Source organism: Streptomyces sp. NPDC046860 (assembly GCF_040645115.1).
In the GTDB taxonomy this organism is placed as follows: domain Bacteria; phylum Actinomycetota; class Actinomycetes; order Streptomycetales; family Streptomycetaceae; genus Streptomyces.
Genome location: NZ_JBEYXQ010000001.1, coordinates 433,616 through 450,776, shown reverse-complemented (window position 1 = coordinate 450,776; position 17,161 = coordinate 433,616). Strand labels below are relative to the sequence as shown.

Below are 17,161 nucleotides of genomic sequence, written 5' to 3'. Positions count from 1 at the left end.
GCCCCCGGACGGGACCCGTCACACCGTGAGCGCGGCGGGGACCTCGCCGGTGTGCAGCACGCCGAGCCGCTGCGTGGCGCGGGTCAGGGCCACGTAGAGGTCGCTCGTGCCGTAGGCCGCGGGTTCGACGACCAGGACCGAGTCGAACTCCAGGCCCTTGGACTGGCGCGGGTCGAGCAGGACCACGTTCCGGGTCAGGTCGGGCAGGCCGTCGGCCGTGACGCCGTCCAGCCGGGCGGCCAGGCTGTCGTGTAGCTCGCGCGGGGCGATCACCGCGAGGCGCCCCTCGGCCGGGGTCAGCTCGGCGACCGCCCGCTCGACCGCGCCGGGCAGGTCGCCGGCGGCGTCCCGCACCCAGGGCCGGACGCCGGTGGAGCGGACCGAGCTGGGCGGCTCGAAGTCCGGCCGCCCGGCGCGGACCACCGCGGCCGCCAGCTCCATGATCTCGGCCGGGGTGCGGTAGTTGACGCCCAGCCGGGTGTGCTCCCAGCGGTCCTCGACGTACGGCTGGAGGATCTCGGACCAGGACCCGACACCGGCCGCCTCGGCGGTCTGCGCGGGGTCCCCGACCAGGGTCATGGAGCGGGTCGGGCTGCGCCGCATCAGCAGCCGCCACGCCATCGGGGACAGCTCCTGCGCCTCGTCCACGATGATGTGCCCGAACGCCCAGGTCCGGTCCGCCGCCGCCCGCTCGGCGGCGCTGCGGTGGTCGTCCTCCTCGTGCCGCTCGGCGAAGCGCTCGGCGTCGATGATGTCGTGCGCGGAGAGCACCTCGGACGACTCCGGGTCGTCCTCCTCCTTGTCGTCGAACTCGTAGGTGCGCGAGGCGTACGACACGTCCAGCACGCCCTGCGCGTACGCGATCTGCGTCTCGCGCTCCCGGTCCGCGCGGGCGCGGGCCAGCCGGTCGTCCTCGCCGAGGAGTTCGGCGGCCTCGTCCAGCAGGGGCACGTCCGCGACCGTCCAGGCCCGGGTCACCGGACGGCGTACCGCGTCGGCGTCCTCGGGCGCCAGGTGCCCGCCCGGCTCGGCGAGGAAGTCCGATACCAGCCGGCGCGCCGTGATCCGGGGCCACAACTGGTCGATGGCCGCCCAGACTTCGGGGTTCTCGGCGAGTTCGTCGCGGATCTGGGTGATGTCGGAGGGGTCGAGCAGGCTGGAGCCGTCGTAGGGGTCGGTGCCCACGCGCTCGGCGTACAGGTCGGTGAGCGTGTTGAGGATGTGGCCCTCGAAGTGCTCGCGGGCCGCGTTGTGCGGCAGCTTGGCCGCGCGGGTGCGCTCGCGGGCGGTGGCCACCAGGCCCTCGTCGAGCATCAGCACCTCGCGGTCGTGCTCGATCGCGATCACCGGGTCCGGCAGCGCCTGCCGCTCGGCCACGACGGCGGCGAGCACGTCGGCCATCTCCGCGCGCCCCTTCACGACGGCCGCCTGAGGGGTGTCGGCGGCGGTGGCCCTCACCCCGGGGAACAGCTCCCCGACGGTGGCCAGCAGCACGCCGGTCTCGCCGAGCGCCGGCAGCACCTCGCCGATGTAGCCGAGGAAGGCGGGGTTGGGGCCGACGATCAGCACGGCGCGCCGGGCGAGCAGTTCGCGGTGCTCGTAGAGCAGGTAGGCGGCCCGGTGCAGGGCGACCGCGGTCTTGCCGGTGCCGGGACCGCCCTCGACCACCATGACACCCCGGTGCGGGGCCCGGATGATGTCGTCCTGCTCGGCCTGGATGGTCTGCACGATGTCGCTCATGCGGCCGGTGCGCGCCGAGTTCAGCGCGGCCAACAGCACGGCGTCGCCGGTGGGGTCCTCGTGGCCGGTGCGGGTGTCGTCGCCGAGGTCGAGGATCTCGTCGTGCAGCGCGGTGACGGTACGGCCCTCGCTGGTGATGTGCCGACGGCGGCGCAGGCCCATCGGAGTGTGCCCGGTGGCCACGTAGAAGGGGCGGGCGACGTCGGCGCGCCAGTCGATGAGGACGGGGGTGCGCTCGGCGTCCTCGCGACGCAGGCCGATGCGGCCGATGTGGTGGGTGGTGCCGTCGGCGAGGTCGATCCGGCCGAAGCAGAGCGAGCCGTCGACGGAGTTCAGCGCGGCGAGCAGCCCGGAGCGCTCGGCGACCAGGATGTCCCGCTCCAGCCGGGCCTGCTGGGGCTTGTCGCCCTGCGCGAGGGCGTCCTTGACGCCGGTCTCCGCGTCACCGCGCAGCTCGTCCACGCGCTCGTAGAGTCCGTCGATGAATTCCTGCTCGAACCGCAATTCATCGTCCGGATATTCGGTGTTTGACAATTCCACTCCCGCCCGCATATACTGTGCTCATCAAGCTTCCGCGCAACTTCTCATAAAGAAGTCGCGAACGGTCCAATATACCGAAAGAAATCCCCCGGGCGCCAATGCCCGGGGGATTTCTTCGCTTACGGGGTGCCTTGTTCAGGGCAGTCAGAGCAGGTCGGACAGCTCCTCCAGCAGCTTCCGCTTCGGCCGGGCGCCCACCATGGACCGCACCGGCTCACCGCCCCGGAAGACCATGAGCGTGGGCGTGGAGAGCACGTTGTAGGCGATCGTGGTGCCGGGATTGCGGTCCACGTCGAGCTGGAACACCTTCAGCCGGTCCCCCTCCTCGAAGGCGATGTCCCGCAGCACCGGCGCGAGCTGCCGGCAGGGCCCGCACCACTGGGCCGTGAACTGCACCAGCACCGGAAGATCGGAGCCCAGCACCTCGCTCCCGAAATCCGCGTCCGTGACCTCGTCCAGTCCGCTGACCGCACTCATGCCTTCGTCCCTCCCAGCTCGCACACGGGTTCCGGACCCCCCGGAACCAGCGAGTCGGCGGCCAGCCCGTCCCGCGCCTCCTCGGCCCGCCGCAACTGCCCCGCGACCGTCGCCCGCACCGCCACCAGCTCCCCGATGAGCCCGTCCAGCTCATCCAGCTTCCGCCGGTACACGGCCTGCGACGCCGGACACGCGTCCCCCTCCGGATGCCCGGCCCGCAGACACTCCACGAACGGCCGCGTCTCCTCCAGCTCGAACCCGAAGTCCCGGAGCGTGCGGATCTGCCTGAGCAGCGCGAGATCCCGCTCGCCGTACACCCGATGCCCGTTGCCGTCCCGCCGCGCGGGCAACAGCCCCCGGCTCTCGTAATACCGCAACGCCCGCACGGTCGTCCCGGCCCGCTCGGCCAGCTCACCGATTCGCATGGACTCGACGGTAGGGGGTGACGTGGGCGTCAGGGCAAGGCGCTCACGCGGGGGAACCGGCCTTGAGGTGCTCGGTGAGCACCTGGAGCGCCGTCCAGGCGGCGGCCTCGGTTCCGTCGCCCAGGGCGTAGTGGAGGGCGGGGGCGGTCGCGGGACCGAGTTGCCGGGGGCGCGGGGCGAGGGGCGGCCGCCGGGCGTGGGTGAGGCCGATGGTCCGTACCTCGCGCGACCCGAGGGTGAAGGCGACCGGCAGGGGCGGCGGCTCCAGGTGCGGCGGCAGCGTGAGGTCGGCGCGCGCCCGGCGCAGCGTGGTGAGCATGGTGGTCAGACCGTGCTCACCGACCAACTCCTCGGCCATGGCCTCCAGCGCGTCGAGAGGAACCTCCTCGGGTGCGGTGAAGCCGAGAGTCAGGGTGGTGTCCTCGGCCACTCCGGCGGTGGTACGGGTGACGCGATGCGTGGCGACGGCCGGCCGGCCGGGTGCGCCGATGACGACGAGGTGGGTCGGCGAGGGCGCCCGGTCACGAGCCGCCTGGGTCAACTGACGCCGCGACCAGGGCAGGTTCACCGGCTCCGCGGTGCCCCATCCGGCGGGCGGCGCACCGGTGAGGTGACGCCAGGCGGATTCGAGGGCGCCGCCCAGCTCCAGGCCGGCGTCGGGTGCGTGCACCGTTCGGAAGGAGATGGTGAGCTGTCGGTGCCCGGCGGGCGTCGCCCGCGAAGTGAAGGCGGCGGCGACCTCGGTGCCGAGCGGGGCGAACGTACCGTCGCGCCAGGCGAGCCGGAGACCGGACAGGCCGTCGTGGTACCCGCCCGCGGGGTCCTGGACCACCCAGCGGTTGGGCGCGCCGCCCAGTGCGGTGCGCAGCGGCAGCGTCAGGCGGACATGCGGCGGAGTGACGAGGTGGAACGCACGGTCGGAACGGGTGGTGGCGCGCAGGAGGTCCGAGAGCCATGCGGTGAGCGGGACGACGGGGCGGTCCGCCAGGACCACAGCAGTCGACCCGGTCAGCACGTCGACGACGGGCAGAGCGGGAGCTCCGGAAGCCGGGGACGGCTGCGCGGCGTCGCCGTCCGGCGTGGTCACGCGTGCGGTGTGCCCGGCCTCCGGCGGCCACACGGAACCGCCGAGCAGCATCGTCAGGCGGCCGCACACGGAACCCGCGAGGGACTCCGCGGCGGGGACCGCGGTGGACGCGCGCGTCTCGGTCCACCAGTACGGAGGCTCGGGCGCACCGGCCCCCAGACCGAGCAGACGCTCCGCCTCACCGGGGGTGTGGACGAGGAGCGGGGCCTCGACCGACACCAGCGGACGCCCGTCGGCCGTGCAGAGCTGGAGGACCGCTCCGTCGTCCGTGGCGGTCAGGCCCAGATCGGGTCCGCCCGCGTGCAGAGCGGCCAGGAGTGCGTCGGTGCCGGGCATCTTCGGGGTGAGCGCGATGACGTCCTTGGTCACGCCGGTGCCTCCCCGGCCCCGTTCTCGGCCGTGAGGGCCGTCTGGATGAGCTGGTGGCGCGGCCCCGGCGCACCAGAGTGCCCCGGCCCGGCGGCTGCGCGGAGGCGTACAGACCGGGAAAGAGCTGGCCCTCCGTGCGGTCTCCCGTCATCACCAGCGCCGATGCGCCGGTCTCGCGCAGCGCCGTCATGACGGGGTCGTACAGGGCCCGCGAGGCACCTGCGACCCGGCGCGCGACGACGAAGTGGAGTCCGATGTCCTGGGCGGCGGAGATGTACGGGAGGAACGGCGCGAGAGGCTGTGATCCGGCCGCGGTGAGGACGTCGTAGTCGTCGACGAGGATCACGACGCGCGGGCCGGAGAAACCGGGTTCGTCGGTCAGGGCGTCGGGATCGACGGAGTCCGGGAGACGCTTGCCCAGCTCGGCCTCTATGCCTCCCGCCAGCGCCAGCGCCAGCTTGGCGTTGTGCGCGTAGCCGCCCCGGTACGGCTCCGGCACCGCGCGGCGCAGGCCGCGCCGGGGATCGAAGACCGCGAACACCAGCTCGTCCTCGCCGTACCTGTCCACGAGCGCTTGGGCGATCAACCGGAGCAGGTTCGTCCTGCCGCACTCGTTGTCCCCGAGCACCAGGAGGTGCTGGTCGGTCCCGAAGAGGTCCAGGACGACGGGGGCCAGGGAGTCCTGGTCGACCCCGATCGGCACGGCGCGGGGTTCCTTGTCCGGGCCGGGCAGGTGCCGCGCGGGCAGGCGCGTCGGCAGCACCCGGACGGGGGCGGCGGAATCGCCGTGCCAGGTGGCCCGCAGGGAACGCGCGGCGGACTCCAGGGCCGGACCCAGGTCCGTGGCGGAGGCGGTCGCGTCGAGCCTCGGCAGGGCGGCCTGCGCGAACAGCTTGCCGTCGGTGAGGACCCGGCCGGGGGTGTCCGCGGGCAGCGTCTCGGACAGTTTGCGGTCCACGGAGGAGTCGGCGGGATCGTTGAGGCGGAGCTCGATCCGGCTGCCGAACATCGACTGTGTGGCGATGCGTACGTCGTTCCAGCGGAGCATGCCCGCGACGACGTGGATGCCGTAACCGCCGCCCCGCTTGAGGAGGTCGGCGACCGGCTCGTCCAGCTCGGCGAACTCGTCCCGCAGCGCGCCGAACCCGTCGATGAGCAGCACCACGTCGGTGGAACCCAGTTCTGGCAGTTCGCCCTTGGCGCGCAGCGTGCGGAGCTGGTCGACGGAGTCGATGCCGCGCTCACGGAAGACGGCCTCCCGCTCGGCGAGCATCGCGCGCACCTCGGCGACCGTGCGGGCGGCGCGCTCATGGTCGGCGCGTCCGGCGATCCCTCCGACGTGCGGCAGTCCGGCCAGTGCTCCGAGGCCGCCGCCGGCCAGGTCGAGGCCGTAGACCGCGACATCGCGCGGGGTGTGCGTGACGGCCAGGGACAGCGCCAGGGTGCGCAGCAGCGTGGTCTTGCCGGACTGCGGGCCGCCGATGACGGCGGTGTGACCGCCGGCGGTGTTCAGGTCGTGCACCCATCGGCTCTGCCACTGCTTCGCCGGGTCGTCGAGTATCCCGAGAGGTACACGCAACGGACCCTCCGCGGAGGTGAGTCGTATGCCCTCCGCGGATGCCCGCACGGGTCCGGCCGCGCCGGTCAGCGTCACCGCTCCGGGCAGGGGCGGCAGCCAGATCCGGCGCACCGGCCTGTCGGCGTCCGTGAGCCGGTCCACCACGACGGACAGCACGGTGGGTCCGGTCTCCCGCTCGCGCGGGAGGGCCTCCTGTCCGTCACCTCCCGAACCGGCGGGACCGTCGAGCGTGTTGTAGGCCGGGTACGGCCACGCGGAAGGCTCCTCGTCGGCCACAGAGTCCGGCCGGAGCGGCCCGCGGTACGCACCGGAGACGAAGCCCGCCTTGAACCGCGTATAGGTGGAGGTGTCGACCTTCAGGTAGCCGAAACCGGGAAGCGGCGGCAGGTTGAAGGCGTCCGGGGTGTCAAGGACCGTACGCGACTCGTCCGCCGAGAAGGTGCGCAGCCCGAGGCGGTACGACAGATAGGTCTCCAGACCCTTCAGCCTGCCGCTCTCGATGCGCTGGCTGGACAACAGCAGATGCACGCCGATGGAGCGGCCGATCCGGCCGATCGAGAGGAACAGGTCGATGAAGTCCGGTTTCGCGGTGAGGAGTTCACCGAACTCGTCGATCACGACGAACAGATGAGGCAACGGTTCGAGGTCCGGGCGGGCGGTCTCGCGCAGCGACCGGTAGTGGCCGATGTCCGCGACGTTCCCGGCGTCCTTCAGGACCTGCTGGCGCCGCTTGATCTCCCCGGCCAGGGAGGCGTGGACGCGCTCCACCAGATCGGCCTGGTTCTCCAGGTTGGTGATGACACCCGACACGTGAGGCAGACCCGCGAACGGCGCGAAGGTGGCACCGCCCTTGTAGTCGACCAGCACCATCGCAAGATCCTCGGGCGGGTGTGTCGTCACCAGGGCGAGCACGAGGGTGCGCAGCAGCTCGCTCTTGCCGGAACCGGTCGAACCCACGCAGAGACCGTGCGGCCCCATGCCGAGTTCCGACGACTCCTTGAGGTCGAGCAGGACCGGCTGATGCCGGTCGTCCAGCCCGATCGGCACCCGCAGGAAGTCGCGTTCCCCGCGCGGCGCCCACTGCCTCGGCAGGTCGAGCGCCGCCGGATCGTCGATGCCGAGCAGATGCGGGAAGTCCACCGGCCCCGACACCGGGGCGCCCTCCGCGGACGACTCCGGGGAGAGCCGCAGCGGCGCCAGCATCCGGGCGAGCCCCTCGGCCAAGGCGTCGCTCACCGGGTCCAGGGTCCCGGCGACGCGTACGACCCGCTCGCCCCGCAGGTCCTCGACCACGACCCGGTCACCGTCGACGACGATCCGCACCGCCACGTCACCGGGCTCCTGCACCTGCTCGGCGAGCAGATGCAGGACGGTGACGCCCATGTCGGAGAGGGCCACCGCCGAGTCCGGCCGTGGGAGTTCGGCCGCGTTGTGCCCGTACTCGTCGCTCACCACGAGCAGACGGCCGCCGAGGCTCAGCGCCGTACGGTCGGCGAGGCCGCGGCCCACCTCGGCCGCATAGGAGGCGCGCTTCTTCAGATCGGCACCGATGACGCGGGCCAGCTCGTGCAGATCGGGTGCGATCCGGCGGGCGGCGACCGGACCGTCGTCCGTGCCGGTGTCGAGGACGTGCGGGAGCCACTTGGCCCATTCCCACTCCGCCAAGCGCTCACAGGGCACGCCGAGGCCGAGCGCCAGGTCGTCCGGGGCGTGGGTCACCGCGGCCTGTACGAGGAGCGCCCGTGCGACCCGTAGGACACCCTCGCGGTCGCCGACCACGCTCACGTCGCCCACCCGGTCCAGCGGCACGGTCAACGGATGTCCTGCGGATGTGGTGAAGCGCGCCTGGAGAGCGCGCGCCTCGTTCAGCATGAACGGGTCCGGTGGAGTGAGCACGCCGCCCGCCGTGTTCTGGCCGACCACCACGTCCTGCACCGGTACGTCACCGACGCCGACCCGTACCCGCAGGAAGTCCGCGTCCGCGCGCCGGCGTTCCCACAGCCGGGCCGGGTCGCGCAGAAGGTCGTACAGCGCGGCCGGCGGCGGGCTGAGTTCCCGGGCCCCCTGCCGTCGGGACCGCTCGGCCGCGCCCAGTTCCTCCCGCAGTTCCTCCAGATACTCCAGATACCGCTCGCGCTGAACCCTGCGCTGGCGCTGCGCCTTGCCGCGCTGCGACAGGAACAGTGCCACCGCGCCGAGGAGCGCGATGACGAGCACGACCGCGCCGAGACCCGCGAACTGGCTGGACCGGATGACGGTCATCATCACCACGGACCCCATGACACCGGTCATGGGCAGCAGTGCGGTGGCCGCGCTGCCCATCTTGCCCTCGGGCAGGTTCGGCGGCGGCTCGATGGTGCGCGCCTCGGTCTCGGGCAGCGGGCGGGTGGCACGGGCCGGCCGGTGGACGACGTGCTGCGTCAACGGACCCGCACCGCCCGCCCGAGCGCTTCCGCCGCCAGCCGTGTGCTCGCACCGCGGGTGGCGGACGCCAGCAGTTCCGTGCGTATGGGTCCGCCGGCCGCGAGATGCCGGTCGTAGGGCAGGTGCACGATGGTGACCCCTGTCTCGCGCAGATGCGCCGTGGCCGTCTTCAGGTCGAGATTCATGTCGGGTGTGCCCGAGGTGAGGGCGACGGTGGTGGAGGCGAGGGCATCGTGCGGGAGCCGGGCCAGCCAGTCGAGGACGACCCGGGTGCCGTCGACGCCCTCGGCGGTGAGCGGCGCGACGACGACCCGGGCGTGAGCGGTGTCCATCGCGGCGCGGGCCACTTCGGCGGGGAGCGTCTCGCAGTCCACCACGGTGACGGCGAAGTACCGGCGCAATGCCTGCGTCACCTTGAGGTAGACCCGCGTCTCCAGGGGCGCGCCGACCCGCCCCTGGCTAGCCGGGAGCAGCCAGCCGCCGTCCGGGACGGGCACCAGGTAGCCGGTGATGTCGGTGAGCTGCATGGACGGGGTGAGGATCTGGGCCAGTTCGGCACACGACCACCGCACCGACTCCGCGCCCATCCGCACCGGCAGCGTGCCGAGCGCGGCGTCCGCCTCCAGTGCCAGCACCGGGTCGTGCCGGTAGTGGTGGAGGGTGCGGGCGAGCAGCGCGGCTGTCGTCGTCTTGCCGACCCCGCCCCGGATCGACGTCACGGCGATCACCCGGCCGGTCGTCACCGGCTGCTGAAGCTCCTGCGCGATGCGCGTCTCCTCCGCAACCTCCTGCGAGGCGGACGCGGCCAGCCGCCGGATCGAGCGTCCGGTGCGCCGGGTGACGGAGTCCCCGTGGTGCGGCCTGCCGAGGGCCACGGCCAGCCGGGGGTCGATGGTAGGGACGGACTCGGGGGTGGGCAGGGGGCGGGAGAGGGTGGTGGGAGCGCGGACGACGGGGGACGTGCTCGGCCGCCTCTCCTGCACCGGTGCCTCGGGTTCGGTGCTGTCGTCCACGGAGGTCGCGGCCGTCTCCGCTGCCGCTGTCGGGCTCGGCAGGGATATGTCGCTCCGCAGTTCGCGCAGCACATCGTCCTGCCAGCCGTCCTGGGGCCGGGTCATGCTTGCCGCCTCCAGCTCACGCGAACGTGCCGAGCAGCCGCCCGTACACCCCGAAGACGCCCATCAGGAGCGGGAACAACGCGATCACCCCGATGGACTCCAGTACGTCGCCCAGTCGGCGCAGCCGTACCCGTACGTGCTCGGGCGGCTGGACGACGAGGACGGCGAGCGGTACGACCGCCAGCGCCACCGGTACCGCGAGCGGGGCGGCCGTGGCCGACCGTTCCTGCCACACCCAGGCCAGCCGGACCAGCACGACCGCGGCGGCCACGAGCAGGGCCACCACCTCGGGGACCAGCGGGTACGCCCGCGCCCGCAGGCCGAGCACCAGCGCGACGGCCACCGCGAGCAGCACAGTCCAGACCGAGACCGTACGCAGCGCGAGCGCCCCGGCGACCGCGGCGGAGACAGCGGTCACGACCGTCGCCAGTACGAGTCCCCGGTGCGCGGCGGCGAGCGCGGTCGACACCTGATACCGGCTCACGGAGACCCCGCCGGACCGGCGGTCGTCGAGCCCCGCGAGGCCCGAGGCCATCAGAGCGAACCTGGGCAGCAGCCCCAGCACCACCACGGACACCACGGACAGCAGCGCCCCCGAGCGGGCGGCGGACTGGAAGAAGAGAGCGGCCTCCCAGCAGACGCCGCCACCCACGAGCGCGGCAGCGCCGAACAGTCCGCCCCGCCCGAGGGACGAGCACCATCCGAGCAGCAGCAGCGCTCCGGCCAGTACGCCCGCGACTCCGGCGAGCCGCGCCGGCCCCGACCAGGCGTGGGCGTCCGCGAGACTCCAGGCCCCGAAGCAGCCCAGCGCACCACCGGTGACGGCCAGCGTGGCGGCGAGCCCGCGCGCACCGGCCCGTCCGGCCACGGCGCCCGCGACCGCGCCGAGCACGGCGAGGACGACCAGCGCGGTACCCACGGTCTGCGCCGCGAACTCCTGCCGGGCGAGAACCGACGCGGCAAGGGCCCAGGCGACGGCGGCGGCTCCGGCGACGACCCGCCGCGCCGCGGGGTTCCACCGCCACGCCCGTACGTCCAGGTCGTCCGCGGCCTCGTCGGTCACGTCGTGGATGACGGGCGCCGACGGAACATCCTCCACACGCACGAGCCGCAGCACCGCGCCGTCGGCCACGGCCGCCGACTCCAGGGTGGCGTCCGGCTCCAGGACACTGCCGTCTCCGGCGACCAGATGCCGCGTTTGCGGTCGCGTACCGACCTGGTCGTCCAGCAGTCGCATCACCTCGGGAAGCAGCCGCCCGACCGGCTCCCGCGAAGGAAGGACCAGATCGACCCGCCGCCGCTCACCGACCAGAGTGACCCGGCTCAACGCCGGTCCCGTACGGCTCGATGTCCCCGTAGATAGCACGCGTTCGAACTTATCACCGAGTGGTGGTCGGGCCAGCGGGCGAGGAAGTGGCGGGCAGCACCCGGTGCGAGACGAACGACCACCCCACGCAACCGGCACAGAGCACGGCCCCGATCACGAGCCCCGCGAACACCTTCCCCAGCCGCTCATCGACGGTACGCCGCTGCCGCTGCCCCCCGAACAACACCGCATCCCGCAACCTCCGTCGCCGCACGGCGACGGATTCGAGAAGCTGGCTGTCGTAGTCCTGGGCCGACATGACTCAATTCCTCGGGATGCTCAAGGGCAAGCAAGACAGATTCGGTTCCGACACTGTGGCGGGGGCGCTCCGCCCCTCAGCGATCGCTGCCCGTCGGCGATGCCAGGCCCAGAGCAAACTCCGCGCCAGCCAGCATTCGGGTAATGTCGATCGGCAGACTAGCAAATTCCTGACCCACCAACTGAAGCGGGTCAAGGACACGGCTGCGCCCGTCACGCCCAACAGCAGCGATCACGTACCGATACCCGCGAGGCGACGCAGGATCATTCTCAACGCTCCAACGTGCACCATGCTTATTGATCAGGTAGTCCGCGACGTAGGACATCAAATCGGCGTGCAGGGTAACCCAGTCGGACTGCTCGAACTCCTCGAACGGTGCGCGCGAGACGTAGTCCTGGAGGGCGGGGACGAGATTCGCCGGTTCGGCGCGGTACGCCTCGGGAGACACGCCGAGCACGTCGGCCAGATCGAGGACGTTGCGCCTCTCGCTCTCGGCCCACCCGTGCAGGTCTGGTTCCTTGTTCATCACTGGGACGAGGTGCTGGTGGGGGCGGGCGCTGTGGTCGCGGGCAGTACCCGGTGCGAGACGAATGACCAGCCCACGCATCCGGCACAGAGCACGGCTCCGATCACGAGCCCCGCGAACACCTTCCCGAGCCGCTCGTCGACGGTACGCCGCTGCCGCTGCCCCCCGAACAACACAGCGTCCCGCAACCGCCGCCGCCGCACGGCGACGGATTCAAGAAGCTGACTGTCGTAGTCCTGGGCCGGCATGGCTTTCCTAACGTCGCAGAGACAATCTCGGACATCGAACTCGTCGACCCAGTCTCGCCAGAGGAGTTACTCCCGCTCCCGCCCGGGAAGTTTCCCAGAGTACGGATCGATCACGAGGCAGGCTTTGAGCCACAACGACCTCACTCGGGAGGAACGGGCTGCACCCCTCCCTCGAACGAGTAGCCGCCGCATCCCGCAGCCTCCGCCGCCGCACGGCAACGGATTCGAGAAGCTGACTGTCGTAGTCCTGGGCGGACATAGCTTTCCTTACGTCGCAGAAACGATCTCAGACCTCGAACTCGCCGAGCCAGTCCCGCTGGAGGAGGTGCTTGGGGAGGTACTCCGACTCCACCTCGATCGGGAAGCCGGCGTCGCAGGCGAGACAAGTGATGGCCAGGAGGCTGAACGACGCCACACCCTCGAAGTCGTTGGCACGCTCTTCGTCGGCCGACCAGTAGGCCTTGTGGAAATGCAGCGCCTCGATCAGCGCGGTGTTGAAGGCGTCGTGATCCTTGCGGAGAAACTGGTAGAAGAGGTTGATCGGTGGATACAGGACGTTCTGGAGGAGAGCGCGAGGCGCGATCGTGGCGACTTCGGGGAAGGAATTGTCAATCGCCTGCCCCAACTTCTCCACCAGGCCCGGACGTTCGAGCCAATACGCCTGAAGTGCGTCGATCCAGTTGTAGATGTACTCGTCACCCCGGACGCCGGATGCCCGCAGCACTTCCAGCGGGACCTCGCACAGCTCGGTCATGCGCACCTGATCACGACAGATGATGGCGAGCCAGAAGGCGTTGAGCCAGTTACCCGCATTCGCGTGGAACTGAGGGCCCGTTGCGGGGATCGACCGCACCTCGTGCAGGATTCGGCACTCCACAGTGCCGTCCGTCCGCGCTGCAGCGGCGAAGGCAGCCTGCCTGACCTGCATGGCAGCCACAGTCGCCTCCCACGTGGGAAGTTCCTCAGCGTTCGGGTCGATCACGAGGCGGGCCAGGAGAGCGGTGAGAGATTCATCGACAGCGAACGCAAAGACCGTTGTCGATGCCCCAAGGCTCTCGACATCGCTCTTCACATCCTCGATCAGCTCCTGCACCGCAGCCACGTCTACAACACCGGGCCTGCGGTGCCGGTTCACCGCTTCCGTCACGACAGCCCTCCCTCAGCCGTCTTTCAGCCGCCACTCACGCGTCGGCCTACCCGCGTCATCCCATGCAAGGTCACATCTGAGCGTGAGGCCGTCCTCGTCGAAGATCTTCAACGATGCCAAGACCCCGTTCGGGTGCCACTCTCGGTGTTCTCCGCGAGGCAGGCCGCCGCGTACGAGACCTTCGGATCGGAGAGTTCCATCCTTGTACCATTCCCGCGACAAACCATTCAGCAATCCGTCAGCATAGATATCTAGACTGACGAGCTTGCCAGTGAGGTGTTCGGTCACCTCACCCGTGAATAGACTGCCACGATAAAGTAGTCGTTGCGCATCGTCCATATCAACGTCCGGGTCGTCGATGTCGATCCTGGGGACATCACTCATCAGGGAATCCAATTCTCGTCACTCGGCGGGTACCCGGTAAATCGCCCGTGGCTGCTCGGCACTCCCCTGAGCATGTGATTACAGTTCGCGCAGAAGGGAGCCGACCTGCCTTGAACTCCCGTCACTCTGTCCGCGAGGTAAGGGAATACGACGGAGGCCCGCATCTCGTGCAGCGCTTCTTCACCGTCAGGCATGCCACGTTTCGCGCGCTCCCAGAGTAGCGCGTTGGCCGCCTTCACCTCCGCATGGCCCAGTGGATGGTCCTCGTGCGGGGGCTGCGCACGAATTTCCTCGTAACGGGCAGCCAGCGTCGGGTGAAGCTGATCGACGGGGATCACGTTGCCGGGCTTACCATTAAGCCCTTCGACGACCTCACCCGTGCGCAAGTCGATCACGGCCCCCACACACGCGCCAGCCTGCTTGCGCGGAAAGGTCCCGGCTTCCTTCGCCGCCAGGTAGGCCGCGCCGCGCCGCTGGGACAAACCGTCGAGGTAATCGCTGACAGGTCGGCCGTCAACGTGTGTGATCAGGCCGTTCGCTCGCCTCACTCGTGCCTCGGGGAGTTCAACGAGAATTTTGTCGCCATGACCCGGAAGGGGTGCACTCTCGAGGTCCGCATGCATCGAACCCGGCGGATGTTCGTCACCGGGTGATGAATGATGGACGTGATGATGATCGAAAGAGTGCGGGCCGTCGCCGACTGCCGGTTTGGATGAGGAAAAGTGTGCGCCGTCGGCGCTGCCGACACCGTGAGCAGCCTCGTCGCGTCCGACATGGGCCTGCACAGTAGAACGTTCGCTCGACTCGGCACCATGCGCCGAGTGATCGTCGTGTCCCGCATGGGCATGGGCGTTCAGCCCGCTTCGGTCATTGGCCGAGGGTTCCACCATGGCGTGGTCGGGGTTCTGACGTACGCTGCCGTCCGCATTCAGTACATGGCCGTCCTCGGTCAGGTAGACAGACCTGCCCCGCGCATCCACGTACTCAACAGCACTCTCCGGCACAGAAACCGGCCGCTCCCCCACCCCCAGCGGATGCTCCGCCGGCGCATACCTCCCGCCCAGGTCGGCCATGTCCGCGTACGCGCCCGTGCGGAGGTTCTTCAGGGTGCTGAAGGTGTCGCCGACCCGGACGAAGGCGAACTTGGCGGCCTTGCCCGCGTAGGTCATCGGGTCGATGGCGCGGCCGACCTTGCCGGCGAGGGAGAGGGTGCGGGCGGCGGCACCCGCCTTGCCGGCGCCGCTCACGGCGCTGCCCGCGCCCTCGGTGCCGACGATGGTCAGTACGTTGAAGCCGACCGCGCCCGCAGCACGGGCGGGGTTCGTCTTCCACTGGTCGTAGGCGATGAAGCCCTTGGCCGTCTCCTTGTACGCCTTGCGGGAGTCGCGCAGCCAGGACGGCTGCTTGTCCTCGGGCAGCAGCCACCACGTGCCCATCGTCACGCTGGTGAGCGCCGAAGCCGTGCCCAGCTTGGCCAGGTTCTTCCACGCCTCACCGGCCGCGTCCCAGCCGTCCGAGCCGAACAGGGTGCCCACCCCGTGGATGGTGCCGATGACGCCGTCCTGCCAGACGCCGTCCCACACCTGCTTGCCCTGGTGGGCCAGCCAGGCCCACCCCTCGTACTCCCGCTCGGCGGGCGCTCCCCAGGGGGTCGCCTCGGCGTGGTCGAGGTCCTCGGCCCGGTAGCCGTACTTGTTCTTGCCGCCGGAGCCGTCGTCGACGCCCATCCGGGTGCCACCGATCAACGCCATGATCTTGTTGTAGGCGGTGCGTTCGGCGTCCTGGAAGGCGGCGACGGTGTGGTTGACGTCGTGCCACAGGTCGTTGTTGTGGTCGACCTTGTCCTGGTCCTTGCGCCAGTCGTCGTCACCGGAGACGGAGTTCACGAAGGCGGTGGCGTCGGACTTCAGCGTGTCCAGCTTTCTCGCCAGCGGCTGGACCTCGAAGCTGTAGTCCGACAGGGCGGTGGCGACCTTCTCCAGATCGTCGGCGAAGGCGTCGGACTTCTGCTTCACCGGAAGCGTGGTGGCGAACAACTGCTCCGCCTCCGGCGCCTCGTAGAACGCCGACAGCCCCTGGAACTCGGTGTGCACGTCCGCCCCCGAGGCGCGGAACTGGCCCGCGTCCGCCGTCAGCAGCATCACGTCGGTGTCCAGCGTGCCCAGGTCACCGATGAAGTGCGGTATGCCGGACGGATCGATCAGCTTCGCGTCGTCGCTCATCGCCGCGGCCCGTCTCCCCCGTGGCCCCCGCCCTCACCGGGCAGGTCCACCTTCGGCTCCCTGGCCGCCTCCCGCTGCGCGTTCGCCGCCTGCTCCAGCGCCCCGGCGACATAGCAACGGGTCGCCTGATCAGCCCCGTCGAGGGACTTCGACGTGCGCTCGGCGATGTAGAGCAGGTCCCGGCCCCAGGCCTGCGCGAACTGTCCCAGCGCCGAGCCGACGAGCCCGACCGTACTGCTGTAGGGACCGTACTGACTGGTCAGCGTGCCCGCGGCGGACGCCGCCTCCTCCAGATTGCCCTGCATCGCGCTGCCCGTGTCCGACATGCTCTTCGCCGCGGTGCCGGCCTTGGACAGCACGCTGTACACCCCGGCCGGATCGACGTCCCACCCCGTCACGAAATGCCCCTCATCCCCGTACCCGCCGAGCACCTGCGCGACGGGCTTCTGCCGCCGTGTCAGCCGATGTTGTCGACCGCGGCACGGGCCTTGGCCAGCGTGGCCTGCGCGGTGCCGTCGTTCTTCTCCAGCGTGCCGCGCACCAGTTGGATGATGTCGCGGACCTCGCCGGCGGCCTTGTGCCAGCGGACTTCCTTGCCGTGGTACTCGTCCGAGACCCCGTCGGCCTGGTAGTCGGCCATGGCGGCCTTCACCGCGCTCTCGCGCTCGCCGAGCACGGTCTCCAGCCGGCCGATGATCCCCTGAAGACTGCTCTGTACGTCGCCGGAGGCACCGGTGTCGTAGGAGCGGCGGTCCTGGTTGGCCATGATGCTCAAGTCCCCCTCTGGTTCAGCCGCGGAAGCGGGCCGCGTCGAAGTTGGCGGCGCTCATCGTCTGGTGGGCGTTGTCGGACTGTTCCTGGTCACCACTGACGAACGCCTTGTCCATCCCGGACTGACCGCCGAGGATCGAGGCGAGCGAGCCGTTCAGCGCGGCGGTGATCTCGTCCGCGCGCTGCTTGAACGAGTCGAACATCGTCTTGCCCTCGCCGTTGAACTTCCCCTCCAACGGCTGGGCCGCGGCGATCAACTGGTGGATCAGCGCCCCGAGATCGTCGCTCGATCCGACCGTGCTCTTCGTCAGAGTCGCCAGCGTCGTCGACCCCATGTCGAACTTCATGCAGATTCCCCCCGCACCCGTGGTCCAGATCATCGGTGGCGTTGACGTCACATCACTCTCCGACGCCACACCTGCCACCCATCTCATCACACATACTCACGGGGGGCGGTTGCTGGTGCAACGCATAAACGC

At 70.5% G+C, this 17,161-nt stretch carries 15 protein-coding genes and 1 pseudogene; all 16 read right to left on the bottom strand.

Annotated elements, in window-relative coordinates:
- Positions 1-18: 18 nt before the first annotated feature.
- The 16 genes and pseudogenes from ABZ898_RS02095 to ABZ898_RS02020 all read right to left on the bottom strand — a co-directional run bounded on the left by ABZ898_RS02095 (position 19) and on the right by ABZ898_RS02020 (position 17,029).
- Positions 19-2,292 carry an ATP-dependent DNA helicase gene (locus ABZ898_RS02095; protein ID WP_361651820.1) on the bottom strand — a complete coding sequence of 758 codons (2,274 nt, stop codon included), beginning with the start codon at positions 2,290-2,292 and terminating at the stop codon, positions 19-21.
- A 132-nt stretch (positions 2,293-2,424) separates the two neighbouring features.
- The gene (locus ABZ898_RS02090; protein WP_361651818.1) at positions 2,425-2,757 is read right to left on the bottom strand and encodes a thioredoxin domain-containing protein; all 333 of its coding nucleotides are present in this window, start codon (positions 2,755-2,757) and stop codon (positions 2,425-2,427) included.
- Positions 2,754-3,182 carry a MerR family transcriptional regulator gene (locus tag ABZ898_RS02085; RefSeq protein WP_361651815.1) on the bottom strand — a complete coding sequence of 143 codons (429 nt, stop codon included), beginning with the start codon at positions 3,180-3,182 and terminating at the stop codon, positions 2,754-2,756. Before ABZ898_RS02085 ends, ABZ898_RS02090 begins: the two co-directional genes overlap by 4 nt.
- Before the next feature lie 43 nt (positions 3,183-3,225).
- A complete protein-coding gene (locus ABZ898_RS02080) occupies positions 3,226-4,638 on the bottom strand; it encodes a DUF6177 family protein (protein WP_361651813.1) in 1,413 nt (470 codons plus the stop codon).
- Positions 4,635-8,641: pseudogene (gene eccCb / locus ABZ898_RS02075) on the bottom strand (type VII secretion protein EccCb). Before eccCb ends, ABZ898_RS02080 begins: the two are co-directional and overlap by 4 nt.
- Complete coding sequence (locus ABZ898_RS02070) at positions 8,638-9,759, bottom strand: type VII secretion protein (protein ID WP_361651811.1); 1,122 nt, start codon at positions 9,757-9,759, stop codon at positions 8,638-8,640. The pseudogene eccCb and the gene ABZ898_RS02070 overlap by 4 nt, the downstream one beginning before the upstream one ends.
- 16 nt (positions 9,760-9,775) lie before the next feature.
- On the bottom strand, positions 9,776-11,086 hold the full coding sequence (gene eccD / locus ABZ898_RS02065) for a type VII secretion integral membrane protein EccD (RefSeq protein WP_361651809.1): 1,311 nt from the start codon (positions 11,084-11,086) through the stop codon (positions 9,776-9,778).
- A gap of 52 nt (positions 11,087-11,138) precedes the next feature.
- Entirely contained in the window at positions 11,139-11,384 is a 246-nt protein-coding gene (locus tag ABZ898_RS02060) for a hypothetical protein (RefSeq protein ID WP_361651807.1), read from the bottom strand.
- 76 nt (positions 11,385-11,460) lie between these two features.
- Positions 11,461-11,910: a hypothetical protein gene (locus ABZ898_RS02055; protein ID WP_361651805.1), complete on the bottom strand. Its 450-nt coding sequence runs from the start codon at positions 11,908-11,910 to the stop codon at positions 11,461-11,463.
- Entirely contained in the window at positions 11,910-12,158 is a 249-nt protein-coding gene (locus ABZ898_RS02050) for a hypothetical protein (protein WP_361651803.1), read from the bottom strand. The genes ABZ898_RS02055 and ABZ898_RS02050 overlap by 1 nt, the downstream gene beginning before the upstream one ends.
- Before the next feature lie 286 nt (positions 12,159-12,444).
- Positions 12,445-13,305 (bottom strand): immunity 49 family protein, encoded by an 861-nt coding sequence (locus ABZ898_RS02045; RefSeq protein ID WP_361651801.1) that lies wholly within the window; start codon positions 13,303-13,305, stop codon positions 12,445-12,447.
- Between the two features lie 12 nt (positions 13,306-13,317).
- The gene (locus tag ABZ898_RS02040) at positions 13,318-13,689 is read right to left on the bottom strand and encodes a hypothetical protein (RefSeq protein WP_361651799.1); all 372 of its coding nucleotides are present in this window, start codon (positions 13,687-13,689) and stop codon (positions 13,318-13,320) included.
- Positions 13,689-15,911, bottom strand: coding sequence for a YwqJ-related putative deaminase (locus ABZ898_RS02035; RefSeq protein ID WP_361651798.1), 2,223 nt, complete (start codon positions 15,909-15,911; stop codon positions 13,689-13,691). The genes ABZ898_RS02040 and ABZ898_RS02035 overlap by 1 nt, the downstream gene beginning before the upstream one ends.
- Positions 15,908-16,309 carry a DUF6507 family protein gene (locus tag ABZ898_RS02030; RefSeq protein WP_361651796.1) on the bottom strand — a complete coding sequence of 134 codons (402 nt, stop codon included), beginning with the start codon at positions 16,307-16,309 and terminating at the stop codon, positions 15,908-15,910. Before ABZ898_RS02030 ends, ABZ898_RS02035 begins: the two co-directional genes overlap by 4 nt.
- A 59-nt stretch (positions 16,310-16,368) precedes the next feature.
- Complete coding sequence (locus tag ABZ898_RS02025) at positions 16,369-16,680, bottom strand: pore-forming ESAT-6 family protein (RefSeq protein ID WP_361652274.1); 312 nt, start codon at positions 16,678-16,680, stop codon at positions 16,369-16,371.
- A gap of 19 nt (positions 16,681-16,699) precedes the next feature.
- Complete coding sequence (locus ABZ898_RS02020) at positions 16,700-17,029, bottom strand: hypothetical protein (RefSeq protein ID WP_361651795.1); 330 nt, start codon at positions 17,027-17,029, stop codon at positions 16,700-16,702.
- Positions 17,030-17,161: the final 132 nt, after the last annotated feature.

What these genes read in the sequence shown, in the direction of transcription:
- ABZ898_RS02095 (WP_361651820.1), bottom strand. Translation starts at nt 2,292, where the DNA reads ATGCGGGCGGGAGTGGAATTGTCAAACACCGAATATCCGGACGATGAA.
- ABZ898_RS02090 (WP_361651818.1), bottom strand. Translation starts at nt 2,757, where the DNA reads ATGAGTGCGGTCAGCGGACTGGACGAGGTCACGGACGCGGATTTCGGG.
- ABZ898_RS02085 (WP_361651815.1), bottom strand. Translation starts at nt 3,182, where the DNA reads ATGCGAATCGGTGAGCTGGCCGAGCGGGCCGGGACGACCGTGCGGGCG.
- ABZ898_RS02070 (WP_361651811.1), bottom strand. Translation starts at nt 9,759, where the DNA reads ATGACCCGGCCCCAGGACGGCTGGCAGGACGATGTGCTGCGCGAACTG.
- ABZ898_RS02060 (WP_361651807.1), bottom strand. Translation starts at nt 11,384, where the DNA reads ATGTCGGCCCAGGACTACGACAGCCAGCTTCTCGAATCCGTCGCCGTG.
- ABZ898_RS02055 (WP_361651805.1), bottom strand. Translation starts at nt 11,910, where the DNA reads ATGAACAAGGAACCAGACCTGCACGGGTGGGCCGAGAGCGAGAGGCGC.
- ABZ898_RS02050 (WP_361651803.1), bottom strand. Translation starts at nt 12,158, where the DNA reads ATGCCGGCCCAGGACTACGACAGTCAGCTTCTTGAATCCGTCGCCGTG.
- ABZ898_RS02040 (WP_361651799.1), bottom strand. Translation starts at nt 13,689, where the DNA reads ATGAGTGATGTCCCCAGGATCGACATCGACGACCCGGACGTTGATATG.
- ABZ898_RS02035 (WP_361651798.1), bottom strand. Translation starts at nt 15,911, where the DNA reads ATGAGCGACGACGCGAAGCTGATCGATCCGTCCGGCATACCGCACTTC.
- ABZ898_RS02020 (WP_361651795.1), bottom strand. Translation starts at nt 17,029, where the DNA reads ATGAAGTTCGACATGGGGTCGACGACGCTGGCGACTCTGACGAAGAGC.